This window comes from Pseudomonas sp. LBUM920 (assembly GCF_003852315.1).
Classification (GTDB): Bacteria; Pseudomonadota; Gammaproteobacteria; order Pseudomonadales; family Pseudomonadaceae; genus Aquipseudomonas.
Genome location: NZ_CP027762.1, coordinates 1,158,092 through 1,175,984 on the forward strand (window position 1 = coordinate 1,158,092; position 17,893 = coordinate 1,175,984).

The 17,893-nt window shown below is 61.7% G+C and carries 19 protein-coding genes; 7 read left to right on the top strand and 12 right to left on the bottom strand.

Going from position 1 to position 17,893, the window contains the following annotated elements:
• Positions 1 to 11: 11 nt before the first annotated feature.
• Positions 12 to 668: an alpha/beta hydrolase gene (locus C4J83_RS05190; protein WP_124416485.1), complete on the bottom strand. Its 657-nt coding sequence runs from the start codon at positions 666 to 668 to the stop codon at positions 12 to 14.
• Positions 669 to 1,015: 347 nt separating this feature from the next.
• On the opposite strand from C4J83_RS05190, the gene C4J83_RS05195 reads away from it, so the two are divergent.
• The 4 genes from C4J83_RS05195 to C4J83_RS05210 all read left to right on the top strand — a co-directional run bounded on the left by C4J83_RS05195 (position 1,016) and on the right by C4J83_RS05210 (position 5,185).
• Positions 1,016 to 2,047: an amino acid ABC transporter substrate-binding protein gene (locus C4J83_RS05195; RefSeq protein ID WP_106579519.1), complete on the top strand. Its 1,032-nt coding sequence runs from the start codon at positions 1,016 to 1,018 to the stop codon at positions 2,045 to 2,047.
• 72 nt (positions 2,048 to 2,119) lie between these two features.
• Positions 2,120 to 3,301 carry an amino acid ABC transporter permease gene (locus C4J83_RS05200; protein WP_106579518.1) on the top strand — a complete coding sequence of 394 codons (1,182 nt, stop codon included), beginning with the start codon at positions 2,120 to 2,122 and terminating at the stop codon, positions 3,299 to 3,301.
• A 10-nt stretch (positions 3,302 to 3,311) separates the two neighbouring features.
• The gene (locus C4J83_RS05205) at positions 3,312 to 4,409 is read left to right on the top strand and encodes an amino acid ABC transporter permease (protein WP_124416486.1); all 1,098 of its coding nucleotides are present in this window, start codon (positions 3,312 to 3,314) and stop codon (positions 4,407 to 4,409) included.
• A gap of 11 nt (positions 4,410 to 4,420) precedes the next feature.
• Complete coding sequence (locus tag C4J83_RS05210) at positions 4,421 to 5,185, top strand: amino acid ABC transporter ATP-binding protein (RefSeq protein WP_003171943.1); 765 nt, start codon at positions 4,421 to 4,423, stop codon at positions 5,183 to 5,185.
• A 57-nt stretch (positions 5,186 to 5,242) separates the two neighbouring features.
• Here the strand turns inward: C4J83_RS05210 and C4J83_RS05215 are convergent, their stop codons facing one another.
• Together C4J83_RS05215 and C4J83_RS05220 are read right to left on the bottom strand one after the other, a co-directional pair.
• Positions 5,243 to 5,734: a type II toxin-antitoxin system MqsA family antitoxin gene (locus C4J83_RS05215; protein WP_124416487.1), complete on the bottom strand. Its 492-nt coding sequence runs from the start codon at positions 5,732 to 5,734 to the stop codon at positions 5,243 to 5,245.
• Positions 5,731 to 6,042 (bottom strand): type II toxin-antitoxin system MqsR family toxin, encoded by a 312-nt coding sequence (locus C4J83_RS05220; RefSeq protein WP_119738450.1) that lies wholly within the window; start codon positions 6,040 to 6,042, stop codon positions 5,731 to 5,733. The genes C4J83_RS05215 and C4J83_RS05220 overlap by 4 nt, the downstream gene beginning before the upstream one ends.
• Positions 6,043 to 6,201: 159 nt before the next feature.
• On the opposite strand from C4J83_RS05220, the gene C4J83_RS05225 reads away from it, so the two are divergent.
• Both C4J83_RS05225 and C4J83_RS05230 read left to right on the top strand, forming a co-directional pair.
• Positions 6,202 to 6,861 (top strand): FadR/GntR family transcriptional regulator, encoded by a 660-nt coding sequence (locus tag C4J83_RS05225; RefSeq protein WP_124416488.1) that lies wholly within the window; start codon positions 6,202 to 6,204, stop codon positions 6,859 to 6,861.
• The gene (locus C4J83_RS05230; protein WP_124416489.1) at positions 6,851 to 8,116 is read left to right on the top strand and encodes a CynX/NimT family MFS transporter; all 1,266 of its coding nucleotides are present in this window, start codon (positions 6,851 to 6,853) and stop codon (positions 8,114 to 8,116) included. The genes C4J83_RS05225 and C4J83_RS05230 overlap by 11 nt, the downstream gene beginning before the upstream one ends.
• Before the next feature lie 82 nt (positions 8,117 to 8,198).
• Here C4J83_RS05230 and C4J83_RS05235 read toward each other — a convergent pair whose 3' ends face one another.
• The 9 genes from C4J83_RS05235 to C4J83_RS05275 all read right to left on the bottom strand — a co-directional run bounded on the left by C4J83_RS05235 (position 8,199) and on the right by C4J83_RS05275 (position 16,609).
• Positions 8,199 to 8,819: a DUF1120 domain-containing protein gene (locus tag C4J83_RS05235; protein ID WP_119738456.1), complete on the bottom strand. Its 621-nt coding sequence runs from the start codon at positions 8,817 to 8,819 to the stop codon at positions 8,199 to 8,201.
• Between the two features lie 35 nt (positions 8,820 to 8,854).
• Positions 8,855 to 9,499, bottom strand: coding sequence for a DUF1120 domain-containing protein (locus tag C4J83_RS05240; RefSeq protein WP_119738458.1), 645 nt, complete (start codon positions 9,497 to 9,499; stop codon positions 8,855 to 8,857).
• A 17-nt stretch (positions 9,500 to 9,516) separates the two neighbouring features.
• The gene (locus tag C4J83_RS05245; protein WP_124416490.1) at positions 9,517 to 10,644 is read right to left on the bottom strand and encodes a DUF1120 domain-containing protein; all 1,128 of its coding nucleotides are present in this window, start codon (positions 10,642 to 10,644) and stop codon (positions 9,517 to 9,519) included.
• 8 nt (positions 10,645 to 10,652) lie between these two features.
• The gene (locus tag C4J83_RS05250) at positions 10,653 to 13,100 is read right to left on the bottom strand and encodes a fimbria/pilus outer membrane usher protein (protein WP_256660648.1); all 2,448 of its coding nucleotides are present in this window, start codon (positions 13,098 to 13,100) and stop codon (positions 10,653 to 10,655) included.
• A 125-nt stretch (positions 13,101 to 13,225) separates the two neighbouring features.
• Complete coding sequence (locus C4J83_RS05255; protein ID WP_371924193.1) at positions 13,226 to 13,924, bottom strand: fimbria/pilus chaperone family protein; 699 nt, start codon at positions 13,922 to 13,924, stop codon at positions 13,226 to 13,228.
• A 28-nt stretch (positions 13,925 to 13,952) separates the two neighbouring features.
• Positions 13,953 to 14,579, bottom strand: a complete 627-nt coding sequence (locus tag C4J83_RS05260; RefSeq protein ID WP_106579508.1) for a DUF1120 domain-containing protein — start codon at positions 14,577 to 14,579, stop codon at positions 13,953 to 13,955.
• Between the two features lie 36 nt (positions 14,580 to 14,615).
• Positions 14,616 to 15,236: a DUF1120 domain-containing protein gene (locus C4J83_RS05265; RefSeq protein WP_124416491.1), complete on the bottom strand. Its 621-nt coding sequence runs from the start codon at positions 15,234 to 15,236 to the stop codon at positions 14,616 to 14,618.
• A 46-nt stretch (positions 15,237 to 15,282) separates the two neighbouring features.
• Positions 15,283 to 15,906 carry a DUF1120 domain-containing protein gene (locus C4J83_RS05270; protein ID WP_119738468.1) on the bottom strand — a complete coding sequence of 208 codons (624 nt, stop codon included), beginning with the start codon at positions 15,904 to 15,906 and terminating at the stop codon, positions 15,283 to 15,285.
• 73 nt (positions 15,907 to 15,979) lie between these two features.
• Entirely contained in the window at positions 15,980 to 16,609 is a 630-nt protein-coding gene (locus tag C4J83_RS05275; RefSeq protein ID WP_106579505.1) for a DUF1120 domain-containing protein, read from the bottom strand.
• Positions 16,610 to 17,009: 400 nt separating this feature from the next.
• On the opposite strand from C4J83_RS05275, the gene C4J83_RS05280 reads away from it, so the two are divergent.
• A complete protein-coding gene (locus C4J83_RS05280) occupies positions 17,010 to 17,840 on the top strand; it encodes a response regulator (RefSeq protein WP_256660649.1) in 831 nt (276 codons plus the stop codon).
• Positions 17,841 to 17,893 lie beyond the last annotated feature (53 nt).

Here is a 17,893-nt window from a genome sequence, read left to right on the forward strand (position 1 = left end):
ATGTGCGGTTTTCAGCCCAGGCAAGCGGTCAGCCAGGTTCCGATGTCGTGTATCTCCTGGGGTAACACTTCGTGCCCCATTGGGTATTCCTGCCATGTCACGGTGACACCACGGCTCTTCAAATGCTCGTAGGCGCTGCGGCCCATGGCGTTCTGCACCACATCATCGTACTGGCCGTGCAGGCACAGCGCGGGAATGCGTTGTTGGCTGGCGGACAATTGCAGCTCATCGCCAAAGGTGGGGGCGTAGGTGGAGAGGGCAATGACGCCGCCCAGCGGGCCCTGCCATTTAAGGAAAGCGGTGTGGAATACCACGGCGCCACCCTGGGAAAAACCGGCAAGGAAAATACGCGAGGCGTCTATTCCGGTTCTCTTCTGCTCCTCGATCAAGTCCGTGACCATGGTGGTGGAGGCTTCCAGCTCTTCCAGGCTGATCGAACGGGCCGGGCTCATGGCCTTGATGTCGTACCAACTGGGCATCTCGTAGCCGCCATTGATGGTCACCGCACGCGTCGGCGCCTGAGGCAACACAAAGCGGGTGGTCAACAATTTTTCCTGCAGCGCCTCGGCCACCGGCAGGAAGTCGTAGCGATCGGCACCCAGGCCATGCAACCAGATTACGCAGGCGTCTGCGGGCTTGGCGGGCTGAAGAATCAAGGGTTCGGTCATGTCTGCTCCATTAATGTGCGTGCGCTCCGATTGGGTGCGTCGGAACGGTGCGTGACGGGTTGATCTGTTAAGAGAATGTCGCAAGGTTGAATCTTTTCCTATTGACCATGGGCTGAAACGACTCAGCCATCACTCTGGTACGGGCCTTGCTATGTGTAGGTCGATGTCAGGACTAACTCACGACGGTAACACTATCAGTGACTGCCGCTTGGGGGATAGCAACTGGAATTACTGCGACAACTTCATGCCGCTTGACCCTAAAAAAAGCCAACACGGGTCGATATCGCCTCATAAGGGTGCGCTGAGGTTCGAGCTCCGACACAACAAGAGCAAAACTGGAGGTTTGAATGAAGGTATTGAAATCCACCCTGGCCATCGTGTGCGCGGCCGCCGTATTGGGTGTCAGTGGTTTCGCCCAAGCCGGCGCAACCCTGGACGCTGTGCAGAAGAAAGGCTTCGTGCAATGTGGCGTGAGTGACGGCCTGCCGGGTTTCTCGGTGCCGGATGCCAGCGGCAAGATCCTGGGGATCGACGCTGACGTTTGCCGCGCTGTGGCCGCTGCCGTTTTCGGTGATGCGACCAAGGTCAAATTCAGCCAGTTGAACGCCAAGGAGCGTTTCACCGCGCTTCAGTCCGGCGAAGTCGACATCCTGTCGCGCAACACCACCATGACCAGCTCTCGCGATGCCGGCATGGGCCTGAAATTCCCGGGCTTCATCACCTACTACGACGGTGTTGGCTTCCTGGTTAACAACAAGCTCGGCGTGAAAAGTGCCAAGGAACTGGACGGTGCAACCATCTGCATCCAGGCCGGTACCACCACTGAGCTGAACGTGTCGGACTACTTCCGCGCCAACAACCTCAAATACACCCCGATCACCTTCGACACCTCCGATGAAAGCGCCAAGTCGCTGGAATCCGGTCGTTGCGACGTGCTGACCTCCGACAAGTCCCAGCTCTACGCACAGCGCAGCAAGCTGGCCTCGCCGAAAGACTACGTGGTGCTGCCGGAAACCATTTCCAAAGAACCTCTGGGCCCGGTCGTGCGTAACGGCGACGACGAGTGGCTGGCCATCGTGCGCTGGGTTGGCTACGCCATGCTCAACGCTGAAGAAGCCGGTATCACTTCGAAAAACGTCGAAGCTGAAGCCAAGTCCACCAAGAACCCGGACGTTGCGCGTCTGCTGGGTGCTGACGGCGAATACGGCAAAGACCTGAAAGTGAAGAAAGATTGGGTTGTCCAGATCGTCAAGCAGGTCGGTAACTACGGTGAAGTGTTCGAGAAAAACCTCGGCAAAAGCACACCACTGGAAATCGACCGTGGCTTGAACGCACTGTGGACCAACGGTGGCATTCAATACGCACCCCCTGTGCGCTGATCGCTGATGGTTCTATCACCCGGTGGGCCAACCACCGGGTGATGTTCTGTTCCATTATTTGCGGGGCACTTCATGCAAAATCAAATCGGCGCACCCAAGCAGAAGCTCAGCTTCAGCGACCCTAAAGTGCGTGCGTGGCTCTTCCAGATCATCACGATTGTGGCGGTCGTCGCGCTGGGCTGGTACCTCTTCAACAATACACAGACCAACCTTCAACACCGGGGCATTACCTCGGGGTTCGACTTTCTTGAGCGCAGTGCCGGCTTCGGCATCGCTCAGCACTTGATCGACTACACCGAATCGGACAGCTATGCCCGCGTCTTTGTGATCGGTCTGCTCAACACCTTGCTGGTGACCGTGATCGGTGTGGTCCTGGCGACCCTGCTCGGCTTCATCATCGGCGTGGCGCGTTTGTCGCCCAACTGGATGATCAACAAACTGGCGACGGTGTATGTGGAAGTCTTCCGCAACATCCCACCGCTGTTGCAGATCCTGTTCTGGTACTTCGCGGTGTTCCTGACCATGCCGGGGCCGCGCAACAGCCATAACTTTGGTGACACGTTCTTTGTCAGCAGCCGTGGCCTGAACATGCCGGCAGCGATTGCCGCCGACGGTTTCTGGCCGTTTGTGGTCAGCGTCGTGGTCGCCATCGTGGCAATCGTGCTGATGGCTCGCTGGGCCAACAAGCGCTTTGAAGCCACCGGCGTACCCTTCCATAAGTTCTGGGCGGGTCTGGCGTTGTTCATTCTGATCCCGGCGCTGTGCGCCCTGATCTTCGGCGCGCCACTGCATTGGGAAATGCCCAAGCTGCAAGGCTTCAACTTCGTGGGCGGCTGGGTACTGATCCCCGAACTGCTGGCATTGACCCTGGCGCTTACCGTCTACACGGCGGCGTTTATTGCCGAGATCGTGCGTTCGGGCATCAAGTCCGTCAGCCACGGCCAGACCGAAGCCGCGCGCTCTCTGGGGCTGCGCCCTGGGCCGACGCTGCGCAAGGTCATCATTCCGCAAGCCCTGCGGGTGATCATTCCGCCGCTGACCAGCCAATACCTGAACCTGGCGAAGAACTCGTCGTTGGCCGCCGGTATCGGCTACCCGGAAATGGTGTCGCTGTTTGCCGGTACGGTGCTCAACCAGACCGGCCAGGCCATCGAGGTTATTGCCATCACCATGAGCGTGTACCTGGCGATCAGCATCAGCATTTCCCTGCTGATGAACTGGTACAACAAGCGCATTGCGCTGATCGAGCGGTGAGGAAACGCACATGACTTCGCATACTTTCAAACCTGATATGCCGCCGCCGAACAAAGTCTTCGGGCCGATGGCATGGATGCGCGCCAACCTGTTTTCCAGCTGGCTGAATACCTTGCTGACCTTGTTGGCGTTTTACCTGATCTACCTGATCGTGCCGCCGATCCTGCACTGGGCGATTCTGGACGCGAACTGGGTCGGGACCACGCGCGCAGACTGCACCAAAGAGGGTGCCTGCTGGGTGTTTATCCAACAGCGTTTCGGGCAGTTCATGTACGGCTACTACCCCGGCGACCTGCGCTGGCGTGTGGACCTGACCGTGTGGCTGGCCATCGTCGGCGTGGCGCCGTTGTTCATCTCGCGTTTTCAACGCAAGGCGGTCTACGGCCTGAGCTTTCTGGTGCTGTACCCGATCATTGCGTACTTCCTGCTGCACGGCGGCATCTTTGGCCTGACCAACGTAGCCACCAGCCAGTGGGGCGGCCTGATGCTGACCCTGGTCATCGCCACCGTCGGTATTGCCGGTGCGTTGCCGCTGGGCATTGTGCTGGCATTGGGGCGGCGATCGAACATGCCGGCGATTCGAGTGGTGTGCGTGACCTTCATCGAGTTCTGGCGCGGCGTGCCGTTGATCACCGTGCTGTTCATGTCCTCGGTGATGCTGCCGCTGTTCCTGCCCGAGGGCATGAGCATCGACAAACTGCTGCGGGCGCTGATCGGCGTGATCCTGTTCCAGTCGGCCTACGTGGCGGAAGTGGTGCGCGGTGGCTTGCAGGCGATTCCCAAGGGGCAGTACGAAGCGGCCGCGGCGATGGGCCTGGGTTACTGGCGCAGCATGGGCCTGGTGATTCTGCCGCAAGCCCTGAAGCTGGTGATTCCCGGCATCGTCAACACGTTTATTGCGCTGTTCAAGGACACCAGCCTGGTGATTATCATCGGCCTGTTCGACCTGCTCAACAGCGTCAAGCAAGCCGCCGCCGACCCGAAATGGTTGGGCATGGCCACTGAAGGCTACGTGTTCGCCGCCCTGGTGTTCTGGATTTTCTGTTTTGGTATGTCGCGCTATTCCATTCATTTGGAACACAAGCTCGACACAGGCCACAAGCGTTAGGAGTTGTTGTTATGAGCGAAGCGATCAAACAGCCTGTGAGCCCTGAAGGCATTATCCAGATGCAGGGCGTCAACAAGTGGTACGGCCAGTTCCACGTGTTGAAAGACATCAACCTCAACGTCAAGCAGGGCGAGCGTATCGTGCTGTGCGGCCCGTCGGGTTCGGGCAAGTCCACCACCATCCGCTGCCTCAACCGTCTGGAAGAGCATCAGCAAGGCCGCATCGTGGTCGATGGCGTGGAACTGACCAACGACCTCAAGCAGATCGAAGCGATCCGCCGCGAAGTCGGCATGGTGTTCCAGCACTTCAACCTGTTCCCGCACCTGACCATCCTGCAGAACTGCACGCTGGCGCCGATGTGGGTGCGCAAGATGCCCAAGCGCAAGGCTGAAGAAATTGCCATGCATTACCTGGAGCGCGTGCGTATTCCGGAGCAGGCCCACAAGTTTCCGGGCCAACTCTCCGGCGGCCAGCAACAGCGCGTGGCGATTGCCCGTGCGTTGTGCATGAAGCCCAAAATCATGCTGTTCGATGAGCCGACGTCGGCACTCGATCCGGAAATGGTGAAAGAGGTGCTGGACACCATGATCGGTCTGGCCGAAGACGGCATGACCATGTTGTGCGTGACCCACGAAATGGGCTTTGCCCGCACCGTGGCCAACCGCGTGATCTTCATGGACAAGGGCGAGATCGTCGAACAGGCGGCGCCGAATGACTTCTTCGACAACCCGCAGAATGATCGGACCAAGTTGTTCTTGAGCCAAATTTTGCATTGATCGATGTTTGAAACGATAAACCCGGCCTGGTGCCGGGTTTATTTTTGCCTGCTGGTTTTATGCGAAGGCTTTAGTTGCGAGCTGTTGCGCGTCTTGTGCAATAAGCAATTGGTTCAGGTCTTCGCCGACATTGAGGGTTTTTATCTCGGCCAGCAGGTGCGGATGTTTATCCAGCAGGCGCATCAGTGTGAGCAGCGGCTCGGGCGGAAAAATCTCAGCCCTTTCATAGCGGGAAAATGCATTGTGCCCGCGTCCGATCAATGTTTTCACCGCTTCCTTTTGCGTCAGGTGCAGTTTTCGGCGGATCCGCTTCATTTCGGCGGCAATGATTTTCCTCGCGTCGATCAACAATTGGTCACTGGCGACGGAATAACGCTCTGCGCTGTCGTCGTCGTGATCGAATTCGATTTCCTTGCAGGCCTGGCATTCCCAGCCCGCAATGCCTGGAATATCGCGGGTCATGCCGCGAGTGTTGATCGTGAAGGTACGTCCTTCGAAATGCTGCATTGCGTCATGAGATCCGCAGCTCATACATTGCTGGGTTTTCATAAGGTGTTCTCCTTGAAGGAGATTACGGGAGCCCCACCGCTAGGGCGGTAAGTCACTTTGATGTAAATCTCCGTACCGAAAATTTTGATCAAATAGACGTCCTGCCACACCCGGTGGTCTGAATAGGTCGTCATCGATTTGTACAACATACGATGCTCAAGAGCGCAGATCACAAGCCGCATCTGGCCGATGCTCAATTCAAGTTGTCGTGCCCCCTCGCGCGCGCTGGCCGTAAATGCTCTCTCGCCCAACCTGATGACATCCGCTTTTATCACCGCCAGATCGTAATGAGGTGTGTACTTTTCCATAAGACACCCAAGTCCAATAATTACCCTCTAAGGGTAATTTTACCAATCGAAAATTCAGTTCCTTCTGCTGCCTCAAAACCCTAGTGCGTTGCCTTTGTAGGCAAGTCCGAATAGGCTGTAGGAAAATTCATCCTATGATTGGACGAAAGCGCAAAATCCATGACAGACATCGCCCCCTTGATCAAACGCTCGCTGGTCGATCAGGCCCTGGAGCAGTTGCGTCGGCGCATCACTGAAGGCAAATGGGCCATCGGCGAGCGCCTGCCCACCGAGCCCGAGCTGTCTGCCGAGCTGGGCATCAGCCGCAATACCGTGCGCGAGGCCATGCGCGTATTCGCGTTTTCCGGCTTGATCGACATTCGTCAGGGCGACGGCAGTTATTTGCGCTCGATGACCGATCCGCTGGGCGCAATGCGGGCGTTGTCCCATTGCACCCTGGAGCAGGCGCAGGAGACCCGGCAGATTCTCGAAGTGGAGGCCATCGGGCTTGCGGCGGTGCGCCGTACCGAGGCTGATCTGAGTGCAATGCGTGACGCACTCAAGGCCAGCGCCGAGCTGTATCACGGCGACCTGGAGGCTTATATCAGCGCCGACCTGGTGTTCCACAAGCACTTGGTGGACGCGGCGCACAACCCGGCATTGAGCGAGCTGTACCAGTACTTCTCTGCCATCGTCGCCGCCCAGTTGCGCCAGACCCTGAACATTTCACCGCGTCGCCAGGCCGTGTTTGATCTGCATATCGCCCTGCTCGACGCCGTGGAACAGCAAGATCCGGAACGCGCCAAATCCCTCTGCCGGCAGTTGATCAATGAACCTTGAAACCAAACGCGCCACTGAACTCGAAGAGTTATTAATCGACGCCGAAGCCGATGACGACCTGGTGCAGCACACCCCGCCGGTCGTTGCGCGGCCGTGGCTGTTACTGCTGGGCCTGATTCTGGTGGCGCTGAACCTGCGCCCGGCATTGTCGAGCATGTCGCCGCTGCTGGCTGAAGTCTCCCAGAGCCTGGGGTTGTCGGCAGCCAAGGCCGGTTTGCTGACCACCTTGCCGGTGCTGTGCCTGGGCCTGTTCGCACCGATGGCGCCGATCCTGGCGCGGCGCTTCGGTGCTGAGCGCGTGGTGCTGGGGATTCTGTTGACGTTGGCTGCCGGGATCATTTTGCGCAGTGCTTTCGGCGAGGTCGGGCTGTTCGCCGGTAGCCTGATTGCCGGTGCAAGTATCGGCATCATCGGCGTGTTGCTGCCGGGCATCGTCAAGCGTGATTTCGCCAAACAGGCCGGCACCATGACCGGCGTGTACACCATGGCGCTATGCCTGGGCGCCGCCCTGGCTGCCGGCTCGACGGTGCCGCTGAGCAAGCATTTCGGGGATAGCTGGAGCATCGGCCTGGGCTTCTGGATTCTGCCAGCGCTGGTGGCGGCGGCGTTCTGGTTGCCACAGGTGGGGCAAAAACACGGCGCCCATCAAGTTGCGTATCGCGTGAGGGGGTTGCTGCGTGATCCGCTGGCCTGGCAGGTAACGCTGTACATGGGCCTGCAATCGTCGCTGGCCTATATCGTGTTCGGTTGGTTGCCGTCGATTCTGATCGGTCGCGGCCTTACGGCGACCCAGGCGGGCCTGGTGCTGTCCGGCTCGGTCATCGTGCAGTTGGCCAGTTCCCTCGCCGCACCTTGGCTGGCCACGCGCGGCAAGGACCAGCGGCTGGCGATTGTAGTGGTGATGGTGTTGACCCTCGGCGGCTTGTTCGGCTGCCTGTACGCGCCCATTGATGGTCTGTGGGGCTGGGCGATCCTGCTGGGCCTAGGCCAGGGCGGCACTTTCAGCCTGGCGCTGACCTTGATCGTGCTGCGCTCGCGCGACTCACATGTCGCGGCCAACCTGTCGAGCATGGCCCAGGGCTTTGGCTACACCCTGGCATCCCTCGGGCCGTTTGCGGTCGGGCTGGTGCATGACTGGACGGGCGGCTGGACGGCCGTAGGCTGGATTTTTGCCGTGATCGGCCTGGGCGCCATCGTCGCCGGGTTGGGCGCGGGCCGTGCGTTGTACGTGGGCGTGCGCAGCGAGAAGGTATAGCGAGATAGCCTGTGAGGGGCAGTAAACCTGCTCCCGTGCCAGGCAAGCTTGGGCGTCACCCCAAGCTCCGCGCTTTCAGGCGTTACAGGTAGCGCATTTCCAGGGTGGCCGAACCGTCGATGAGCACTTCGTTACTCAGGTCCATCCCGTCGGTGCGGTTGATGAGGGTTTGCACCTCCAGGTCGGCGACCAGGTCTTTGGTCGGCAGCGGTTGGCTGGCGTCGCTCATGGCGGCGATGGACATGTACAGACCCGGATCGAGGAACCTTTCCTTGTTCCACGAACTTCCCTGGTCAGTGGAGCCGATAGTCTGCACCGGCACATTGTCGGCGAGCGGGTTACTCAGCATCAAAACGTAATGCCCAAGCTTCTGATCGCCATTGATCAACCCCAGGCCGTAGTCGCTGGGGTTGTCGGTCGAGCCGACGCGGTTATCCACGCCATACAGGGCGAATGCCGTTGCGGCCTCACAGGTGACGGTCAGGCTCAGCGTATGGTTGCCGATGATGGTGTATTGGGTCGGGTTCAGGTCCTTGGCGGAAATCTTGCCGTGGTCGATCACCCCACCATTGGACAGGCTCGGCGTACACGCGCTGGGCGTGATCAGGCCTTTGACGGTCAACTCGGCAGTGGATGCCGCCCAGGCACCTGTGGAGGCGGCCAGTAATAGCGCGGTGGTCAAGACAGGGAAAAGCTTGTTCATTTAGCGGGTACTCCTTGGGTTGGAAAACGTCGGTGCTACAGATAAGTCACTTCCAGGGTGGCGGAGCCATCCATGCGAATGTCGCTGCTCAAGTCCAGGTTCTGCTTGGCGTTGATCACCGCTTCCAGGGTCAGTGTGCTGTTCAGGGTCTGGATGCCGGAGGGGCCCGCGGTGCTGCCTTCCAGATCGGTAAAGCCCAACAGGCTGTTGGCGCCGATGTCGATCGGGTTGCGGTTGGAGGTGCGCCAGGCCACGCCGCCGGTGGTGGACTCGGTGCCGTACAGATAAGGCACGGCATCGGCCACGGTCTGCTTGGGGTCGAACTTGACCGAATACACACCGACCTTGTTGCCGCTGCCGTCCAGGCCCAACCCGTAGTAAATTTCGCTGTTGACGTGCGCCGTGCCGTCGCGGTTGTCGCGCATGCGCAAGGCGTAGCGCGCGGCGCCGTTGCACGTGACGGTCAGGTTCAGGGACTTGAGCGGCAGCCGTGTGCCGGTTGTGAGGTTAAGGTCCTGCTGGGAGATTTTGCCGAAGTCGACCAACCCTGCGGCTGACAGGGTTGGCGTGCAGGCCATCGGCGTAATCAGCCCATCGACGCTCAGCTCTACGCTGGAAGCGGCGAGGCTCAGCGGGTTGAAGAAGATCAAGGGCGCGAGAATCAGATATCGAAGGGTCATGAGGGCTCCGGGAGCGCTTACAGGTAGGTGATTTCGAGCGTGGCCGAACCGTCGAGCCGAACCTCAGTGCTCAGGTCCAGGCTGTCGAGTGGTGCAATAAATGCCTTCAGGCTCAGTAAAGCGCTGAGGTTTTGCAGGGCCTCGGGGCCCTGGGTGCTGCCGGCTGCCGGGGTAAACCCCAGAAGGCTGCGCGCGCCGACGTCGATGGGACTGCTGTTGGCAATGCTCCAGGCCGAGCCGCCCGTGGTGGAGTCGGTGCGATACACCCGGGAGAAGTTGTCGGCGCTGACCTGGGCAGGGTCGACCGTCAGGTAGTAGCGCCCGATTTTCTGCCCGCGTGCATCCACGCCCAAGCCATAGGCGGTTTCATCCAGGCCGCCGGTGGCGGAGCCGTCGCGGTTGTCCTTCATGACCAGGGCAAACGGCGTCGGCCCGTCACAGGCCACCGTGAGCGTCAGCGGCCGGGCTGGCAGGCGTGTGTCCTGATCGCGGCTCAAGTCGTTGATCGACAGCTTGCCAAAGCTCACCGTACCCCCGTTGGACAGCCCGGGCGTGCAGGCCGCCGGCGCAAAATGCGCTTGCAGGCGCAGCGCCCGCGAGCGCCCGGAACCGGCAGCCTCGATCCGCCCGGTGGTGTCCCAGGTAACGGCATCGCGCACAGGCGTGGCGCGCTCCTCGGCATAGGCACTGACTGCCAGTTGCAACGAGAAACTGCGGCCATGCGCGGGCAGGCCGTTGAGCATCGGTACGATGCCATGCTCGGGGCGCCAGTCCAGGGCCTGGGCGCTGGCAATCGGCGGCTGGCCGCTGGCCGCCAGCAATCCCAGCGCTACAGCGCGGCCGTCCAGCAGGCCAGCGTGTACGTGCACGCGGTAGCTGCCGCCCTGGGTGAAGCGCAAACGCTCGGCGCTGGCGGCCAGGCCGCGGTAGAACACGCTCAGGTCGCTGCTCTGCGGGCAGTCCAAGGTCATGCTCAGGCGCCGTTCACCCAGCAGCCGTTCAGGGCCGGGTGCCGGGTCAATGGCGCGGCGGATCGAGCCAAAATCCAGCAGCGACTCACTCACGTCCAGTCGGCAATCGTCCTGGGCGTGGGCGTGGGCGGCGCCCGTCAGTAGCAGGGCGGCGAGGCAGTAATGACGTTTCAAGAGAGTCCTCACAGAGTCACGCAACGGGCGGGTGCGGTTTCGAAATACACGTCGGGGTCGGCCTTTTGCGGCAGGTCAAAGCGCAGGGCGCAACGCGGCTGCCCGGGGCCTTGGATCCAGAGCGGCCGAGGGTCGAGCACGTTGGGCAGGAATACCTGGTTGCCTTCCTGCACCAGCGTGACGAACTCGCCGTCGCCGGTGGTGACCGTCGCGCCGCGCGGCACCGGCCGGTCAAGGGTCAGCAAGGCCCGACGTGTCAGGGCGACGCCGAACGCCAGCCGGTCGACGGCGCCGCGCCCTGCCGCAACCACGGCCAGGCCATTGCTGATGTCGGCATTGCGCGGCAACGAGCGCGTCTGCACTTCCACCGGGCTACGGCCATAGGCGTTGACCTGCGGCACCACGGCCTGGCCTTGCCAGTCGGTCCACACCGGGCCGCTTGGCGTACTGACCTTGACGCCGGGCATCTGCCCCACCGACAGCAGCGCAAAGGTGTCGCGCACCGGGTAGGGCGACAAGGTCACACCGTCGCCATGCACCACCACACCGCCGCGCGCGCCGCCCTGGTAGCTGGAACGCGCGTCGCTGGAGCGGCTGTAGTTGAAGTCCAGCTGACTGTAGAACGGCAGGGCCGAAACTCCGAGGGATGACTCCACCTCGCGGTCGCGGCTGTCATGTTCAACGCCCACCCGATAGGCCAGTTGATCGTTGAGCGGTTCGTTGACGCCGATGCCGATGCGGTGCTCGCCCCCGGAGTTTCGCACCCAGGCGCGGCCTCGACGGTTTTCGCCCAAGGGCAGGCTGAGGTTCAGGTACAGGCTGTCATCGTTGTAACGGCGGCCGCCCATTTGCCATTCGGCGGTGGCGGACAGCGATACGCCGCCCACTTGCGTGCCCCACGACGCCAGTGCGCGACGGCTGCTGTCGCCGGCAAAGGAGGCGGCGCGCGACACGCCGGCGCTGAAGGCTCCCAGCCATGGATGCGCCCAGGAGACCGTGGCGCTTTGCTGGTCGCGGTAGCGTGAGCGCTGCTGCTCGCGGGTATGGGCGGCGTAGGTCGATTCGGTGAGGTCGCGATAGCCTTCGCTGCGCCACGTGTTGGCGGCGCTGATGGCCCAGCGTTCACCTATTTGCTGGGACCACGAGAGGTCCACCTGCACGCCGCGCGCTTGCGCCTGGCGAGTTGCCTCGGCGGCGACCACCGCCCATTGCAACTGGCTGTCCTGCCAGGGCAGCACACCGAGGTTGGCCCCGGCCGAGCGATAGTCTTGGGCCATCAGCAGGCCGCTGCCCAGCGTGATCAGTGGGTGGACTGCAGCCGTCCACCCGGCGCTGACCACCCAGGGGTCGGCGCCATTGCTGTCGCCGATGTTGCGCACTGTGCCGGCGGCCACGGCGTAACCCGGCGCCGGCAGACCCAGCCCCAGCATCGCCGCCGGCACGCTGAAGCGCCGTTCTTCGCCGGACGCTTCCTTGACCGTCACTTCGACATCGGAGCGCCCGTTCAAGCGCGGCACTTGGCTGAGGGAAAACGGCCCCGCGGGGACCACTGTGGAGTGAACCAACGCACCGTTTTGCCGCACCTCCACCTGGGCCGGGCCGTTGGCGATGCCATCGATCGTCGCGCCCTGATCCTGGTCTTGCAGAGCCTGCTCGGTGAGCACTTGCACGCCGGTGATCGGGGCTCCCGCCAGCACCGGGTTGTAGAGGTTGATCTGCCCGGCCTGCAACACCGCCTGCTGGCTGGCAAAGGTCCGTTGGGCGTAGGCATCCAGGTGGTTGCTGCGCGAGACGCCGTCCTGCCAGGTCTGTACCTGGCGGCTGCGCACGATCCAGTCGCCGGCGTTAAAGCCGACTTCGGTGTTGGCCGAGCCGAACCGACTGCTGCTGTCGCCGTATTCGTTGTGCAGGCCGGTCACATCGTAGTTGAGCAAGGCTGCGAAACCGCCGGTGCTGTAGCCGGAAACGTCCTGCGGCGCAATGCGCAACGCCTGCGTAGGCACTACCAGTGACAGGGCCAGGCTGGCCGGGTCGGGTTCGATCACCGTTTGCGGGTAGTGCTCGACAAAGGCGTGGCAGGCGTCGACGCGGCGTGGCGGTGCGACCAGCTGACCGGCTTGCAATAAAGCAGCGTCAAAGCACACCGCGCCGTGGTCATCGAAGCTGACGTCGACCCGACCGCGCCGTTGGCCATTGACCTCCAGGTTGACGGCGTGGCGGCCGCGGGTAAAGCGTGGCGTTTCCAGCAGCAGGCTGGCCAGTTGCGGGTCGATGCCACGCTGGTGCAGGGTCTGGTGGTCGAACGAACCGGTTGACGGCGCGTCGTCTGCCCAGGCCTTTTCGGCCAGCAGCAGATGGCTGAGCGCCCAGGCGATGCCGCCCAGTTGCACGAGTGACGGGCGCGGCATAACGCCGGACAGGGCTTCGCCGTCACGGTAATTCATGACTGTGTTCACACAATTACACTCTTTTGAGGGAAGCCCGAGGCAAGGTTTGCGGACGCGCCAGGCGGCCTTCCCGGTGACCTTCGCAGGGGTCACTTCGTTTTATAGAGGCGTCGGCAGGGTTCGACGCGGTTGGATCAAGGCGTGATGGGGGCCTCGTAGGGCGCGACAGCAAAGCCATACACCGTGGCCGGCTGCAGGCGCACTGACGTCGCCCCCGTCCCCTGGGCCGCGACCGTCAGGGTTTCTCCCGGCAACACATACGTGCGCGGCAGCAAGGTCGAGCCGTTGCCGGGCAACAGCCGCAACGCCTGCGCAAGGCGCACCACGTACGGTGTGGGGTTGCGCACGCTGAGCCGGTCGCCGTCCAGGTGCCAGGTCAGGCCCAGCCACGGCTCACGGTTGGGTGCCAGACCCTTGGGGTGCAGGATCACCGGCAGGTTCTGGCGCACCGTGACGCCCACTTGGGCACGCCCGGCTTCGGCGCCGGTGCGTTGCTGGGGCATGCCTTCGAAGACCACCCGTTTGAGCCGTTGGGTTTTAAGCGGCTCGTCCGATTGCAGGATGAACCGCACCAGCTGACGCTTGCCGGGCTCCACCCGTGACAGCGGCGGAGTGACGAACAGCAAGGTGGCCCGGTCTTCGGGGACGTCTTCGAGGGTCACGTGCAACAGGGCCAGCTTGCTGTCGGTATTGGTCACAGACACGGCCGCTTCGCCGTCCGCCTCGTGCACGATCACCACCGAGGTGTCTGGCACCATTCCATCGGCCAGCGCCGCGGCGGAGCACCATACAGCGAGGCCGGCACAACCGGCGCGTATCCAGGAAACATGCATCGTCATCTGAGGACTCATTCACTAAGGGTTACAGGTACTTGAGGTCCAGGGTGATCGAACCTTGCAAAGGCACTTCTTGTTTCAGCGTCAGGCTATTGGCCGGGCTGATGGCGGTGTCCACCCGCAGGCTGGCAACCAGTTGCCTGATGGGGATGGGCAGCAGCGTGTCGAGCCGGGCGAAACCCATGTAGTGCCTGGGATGTGCATTGGGCTCTGGGTGCCAGGTGCTCCCGCCGTCCGCGGAGCTGATCACCTGCAGGGCGCTGCCGTCGCCCACCGGCCCGCGCAATGACAAACCTACCGAGCCCAGGCGTTCGCTCGGCGCGTGAATGTTCATGCCCAAGCCGTACAGAACCTCGGGGTTCACAGAGGAATCCGGCTGATTGTCGATACCCACCAGTGCAAACAGCGTCGGCCCTTCACAGTTGATGCCCAGGCCCATTTGCCGGCTGGGCAGTGGCGTGAACTCACTCGGTCTCAAGGTGCGCGCCGGGATCTTGCCGTAATCGATCAGGCCGCTGTCGGACAGCGACACAGTGCAGGCCTGGGGCGTGATCCGGCCGGTAACGCTCAGGTCCACGGTTGACGCGGCGAAGGCCGGCGTCAGGTGCAAGGCGAACAGCGTGAGCGCCCGGGTGATGGTCGATGGGTTCATTGCGTCGTTATCACCGTGGGGGTTGGGTGGCGCCAGTTACAGGTACAGCACTTCAACGGTGGCATTGCCATCGATGACCACTTCGCGGGTTAACGTCATGCTGCTGGTGGGCGCAATGACGCCGCCCACTTGCAGTTCAGTGGCGAAGTGCTTGACGGCGATCGGCACGCTGAAATCGGCGGCAGAGCTGGGGGCATACAGGCCACGCGTATCCAGGTTGATGGCCCTGATCCAGCTGCTGCCATTGGTGAGCGAAACGCTCACGTCGGCGGGGGTGCCGTCGGCCACCGGGTTCTGGAAGTAAAGCCAGGCAGAGCCGATCTTTTCCCCCGCGTCCGTCAGGCCAAGCCCCATGTTGGCGCCGATGGTATGGGTGCCAGGGCGGTTATCGATGAGTTTGAAGGCCATTGGCGTGGTGGCTTCGCAGGCAATCTGCAGGTTGAGGGTGACCTGCGGCAGGTCAGTGCTGTAGGTCGGGTGCAGATCGTTGACCGAGAGTTTTCCGTAATCGACGGTTCCTGCGGCCGACAGAGTGGGTGTGCAGGCGCTGGGGGTGATCAGGCCCTTGACCGTCAGGTCGATTGTGGAGGCGGCGAAGGTACTGGTGCTGGTGCCCAGCAGCAGGGCGATAGCAAGGGCATTGCGCAGGCTTTTCATCGTGCGGGCCACTCCTGATTTGGCAGGTAAAAGAGCAAGGTCGGGCTTACCAGTACTTCACTTGCAGCGTGGCATGACCATCGATGGGCATTTCATCCACCAGGGTCAGGTCGGTGGCTTTTACCAGGGTGGTGAAGGCGCTGAGTCGGGCGGTCAACACCTTCACCGCAATCGGGACGTTGAGGTTGTCGGCGGCGGCGAAAGCGGTCAGCCCGGCATGGCCCAGGTACGTCGAAGGACGCCAGTCGGCACCGCCGTTGCTGGATAAGAGGGTGCGCACCGGCACATTGTCGGCAACCGCATCCAGTACGTTGAACGCCACGCTGCCCAGCATCTGGTCGTCATTGACCCGGCCCAGGCCATGGCTCGCCGGGTGGATGGCCGAGGTGCCGGAGCGGTTGTCGACGGTGGTCAGGGTGAACAGGGTTTCTGCCTCGCAGGTGACCTCCAATTGCAGGTTGACGGTCTCCAGGCGGGTAGGCAGTTGGGGATCGAGGTCCTTCACCGTCAACTTGCCATGATCGACCACACCGCCACTGGACAGGTTGGGCATGCAGGCGCTGGGCGTGATCAGGCCGGTGATCCTAAGGTCAGTGGCGCTGGAGGCAAATGCCTGGGGAATGACGGCCATCAGCGCCATGAACACTGGGGCGAGGGTGCGATGGATCATGTAAAACCTCCAAGTAGGGCGATACGCGCGAGGCTGATCCGATGCGTCGTGGCACCGGGTCAGCGAGCCTTGTTTACAGGTACTTCACTTCGATCGTGGCGGAGCCGTCGAGGGACACTTCATTGCTCAGGTTCAAGTCTTGCGCGGGCGCGATCTGGGTCATGACGGCCAAGTCAGTGGTCAGGTCCTGAATCGGCACGGGTACATACAGGCCACCGGAAACACCGCCAAAACCGGCCAGGTTGCCGCTGTACCAATATTCACCATCAATCGCGCTCCAGGTTTGCCCACCGTTGTTGGACTCCAGGGGTATGACGGCGACGTTGTCCGCAACCGGGTTCACAAGCTCAAGGTGGTAGGTGCCGATTTTCTGCGTGTTATCGATCAAGCCCAGCCCATAGCCCGTCGCGACGATGGCTGAGGACGCCCGGTTGTCGTTGCCGTTCAAGCCAAACAAGGTCTGGGCATCGCAGTTCACATTCATCTGCAAGGTCACGGCTGGCAGATCAGTGGGGGTGCCTTGATTGAGGTCCTTGGCGGAAAGCTTGCCGTGATCGACGATGCCGTTGGCGGACAAGGTCGGTGTGCAGGCACTCGGGGTGATCAGGCCTTTGACGATCAACTCCACCGAGCTTGCGGCAACAGCCTGGCCTTGATGAGCGGCCACTAAAAAGAGGGCGAGTGCTGCTAGGGACTTATTCATGTCGTGAGGTTCCGGTGCAAGGATTGCTGACTGTGCCTTGGGGCAAACAGCCATGTGTGTTGCGACCCATGGAGAGGACAGGCCGCGCCCCTTGTTGGGGTGCGGCGAATTTATAGAGGGGGGCGAGTTGGGGAAATACAACAAATACGAGAGTAAGCGGATAGGGCAAAGGAGTATTCGCTCATGTCAGAACCGGCTTTTGTTTACGTAGGAATTGTGAAGTTTCGTAGTTTTTGTATCGTCCAGGCGCAGTCATTCGAATACGTTTTGCGCCGCTGAACCGTCATAAAAACATCAAAAAGATGCTTCAGAATGCCGCGCCCGATCGGCCAGAGCGCGGCCGTTTCCTGCACGCATGGCGTGCCATCATCGTCCGTCGATACGGTAAGTTGAGGTAGTCATGTCATCAGGCACTCCCCCAGGCAGCATGGGTGGGGATGAGCCGCGGGCGTTGACCACCGCGCCTGCCTGCTGGCAACGGCTCAAGGTGTTGGTCGTTGACGACCATCCGGCCTACTGCCTGCTGATGAGCGGAATTCTCGACCGCCTCGGCCTGGGCCACAAAGCGTGCAGGGATGGGCGTGCCGCACTGGCTGCGATGGACGTGCAGCACTTTGATCTGATCCTGACCGACTGCCAGATGCCGCTCATGGACGGCTATGCCATGACGCGCGAAATCCGCCGCCGCGAACGTGAGGCGCTGTCGACGCGACTGCCCATCATCGGCCTGACCTCAAACCTGGGCCCTGACGAAGTCCGCCTATGCCTGGAAGCCGGCATGGACGCGTGGCTGATCAAACCGCTGACTTTTTTGCAGCTGCACCACGTCCTGGTCTATTGGCTGGACCAAGCCCACGTGGGCGCATTCGAGCAGGGCACGAAGGCACAGGCATTGGTCGGGCAAAAAGGCTGGCCAACCCGTACGACGCTGGTGCAGATGTTTGGCCGCAGCGAAGTGGTGGACAGCATGCTTGGCAGCCTGATCCATGAAGCCCGGCAAGACCTGCGCGCGCTCTCGGGCGCGGTGGTGCGCCTCGATGGCGCCGACACCGTTCAACACCTGCACCGGTTGATTGGCAGCGTGGCCTTTCTGGGCGTCACCTCGCTGGAAAAACGCGGCCTGCAACTGATGACACGGGTAAGTGGCGACGGCGTAGCCACGCATGCGCGCGACTTGATCCGGTTGCGCCAGGACCTGATGCGTTACCTGGCGTACTTGTCGGCACTGTGAAGACGCAGGCTTTCATCTGGGGTGAAGGAAGATTTCGCCCTGAGCTGTAGCTC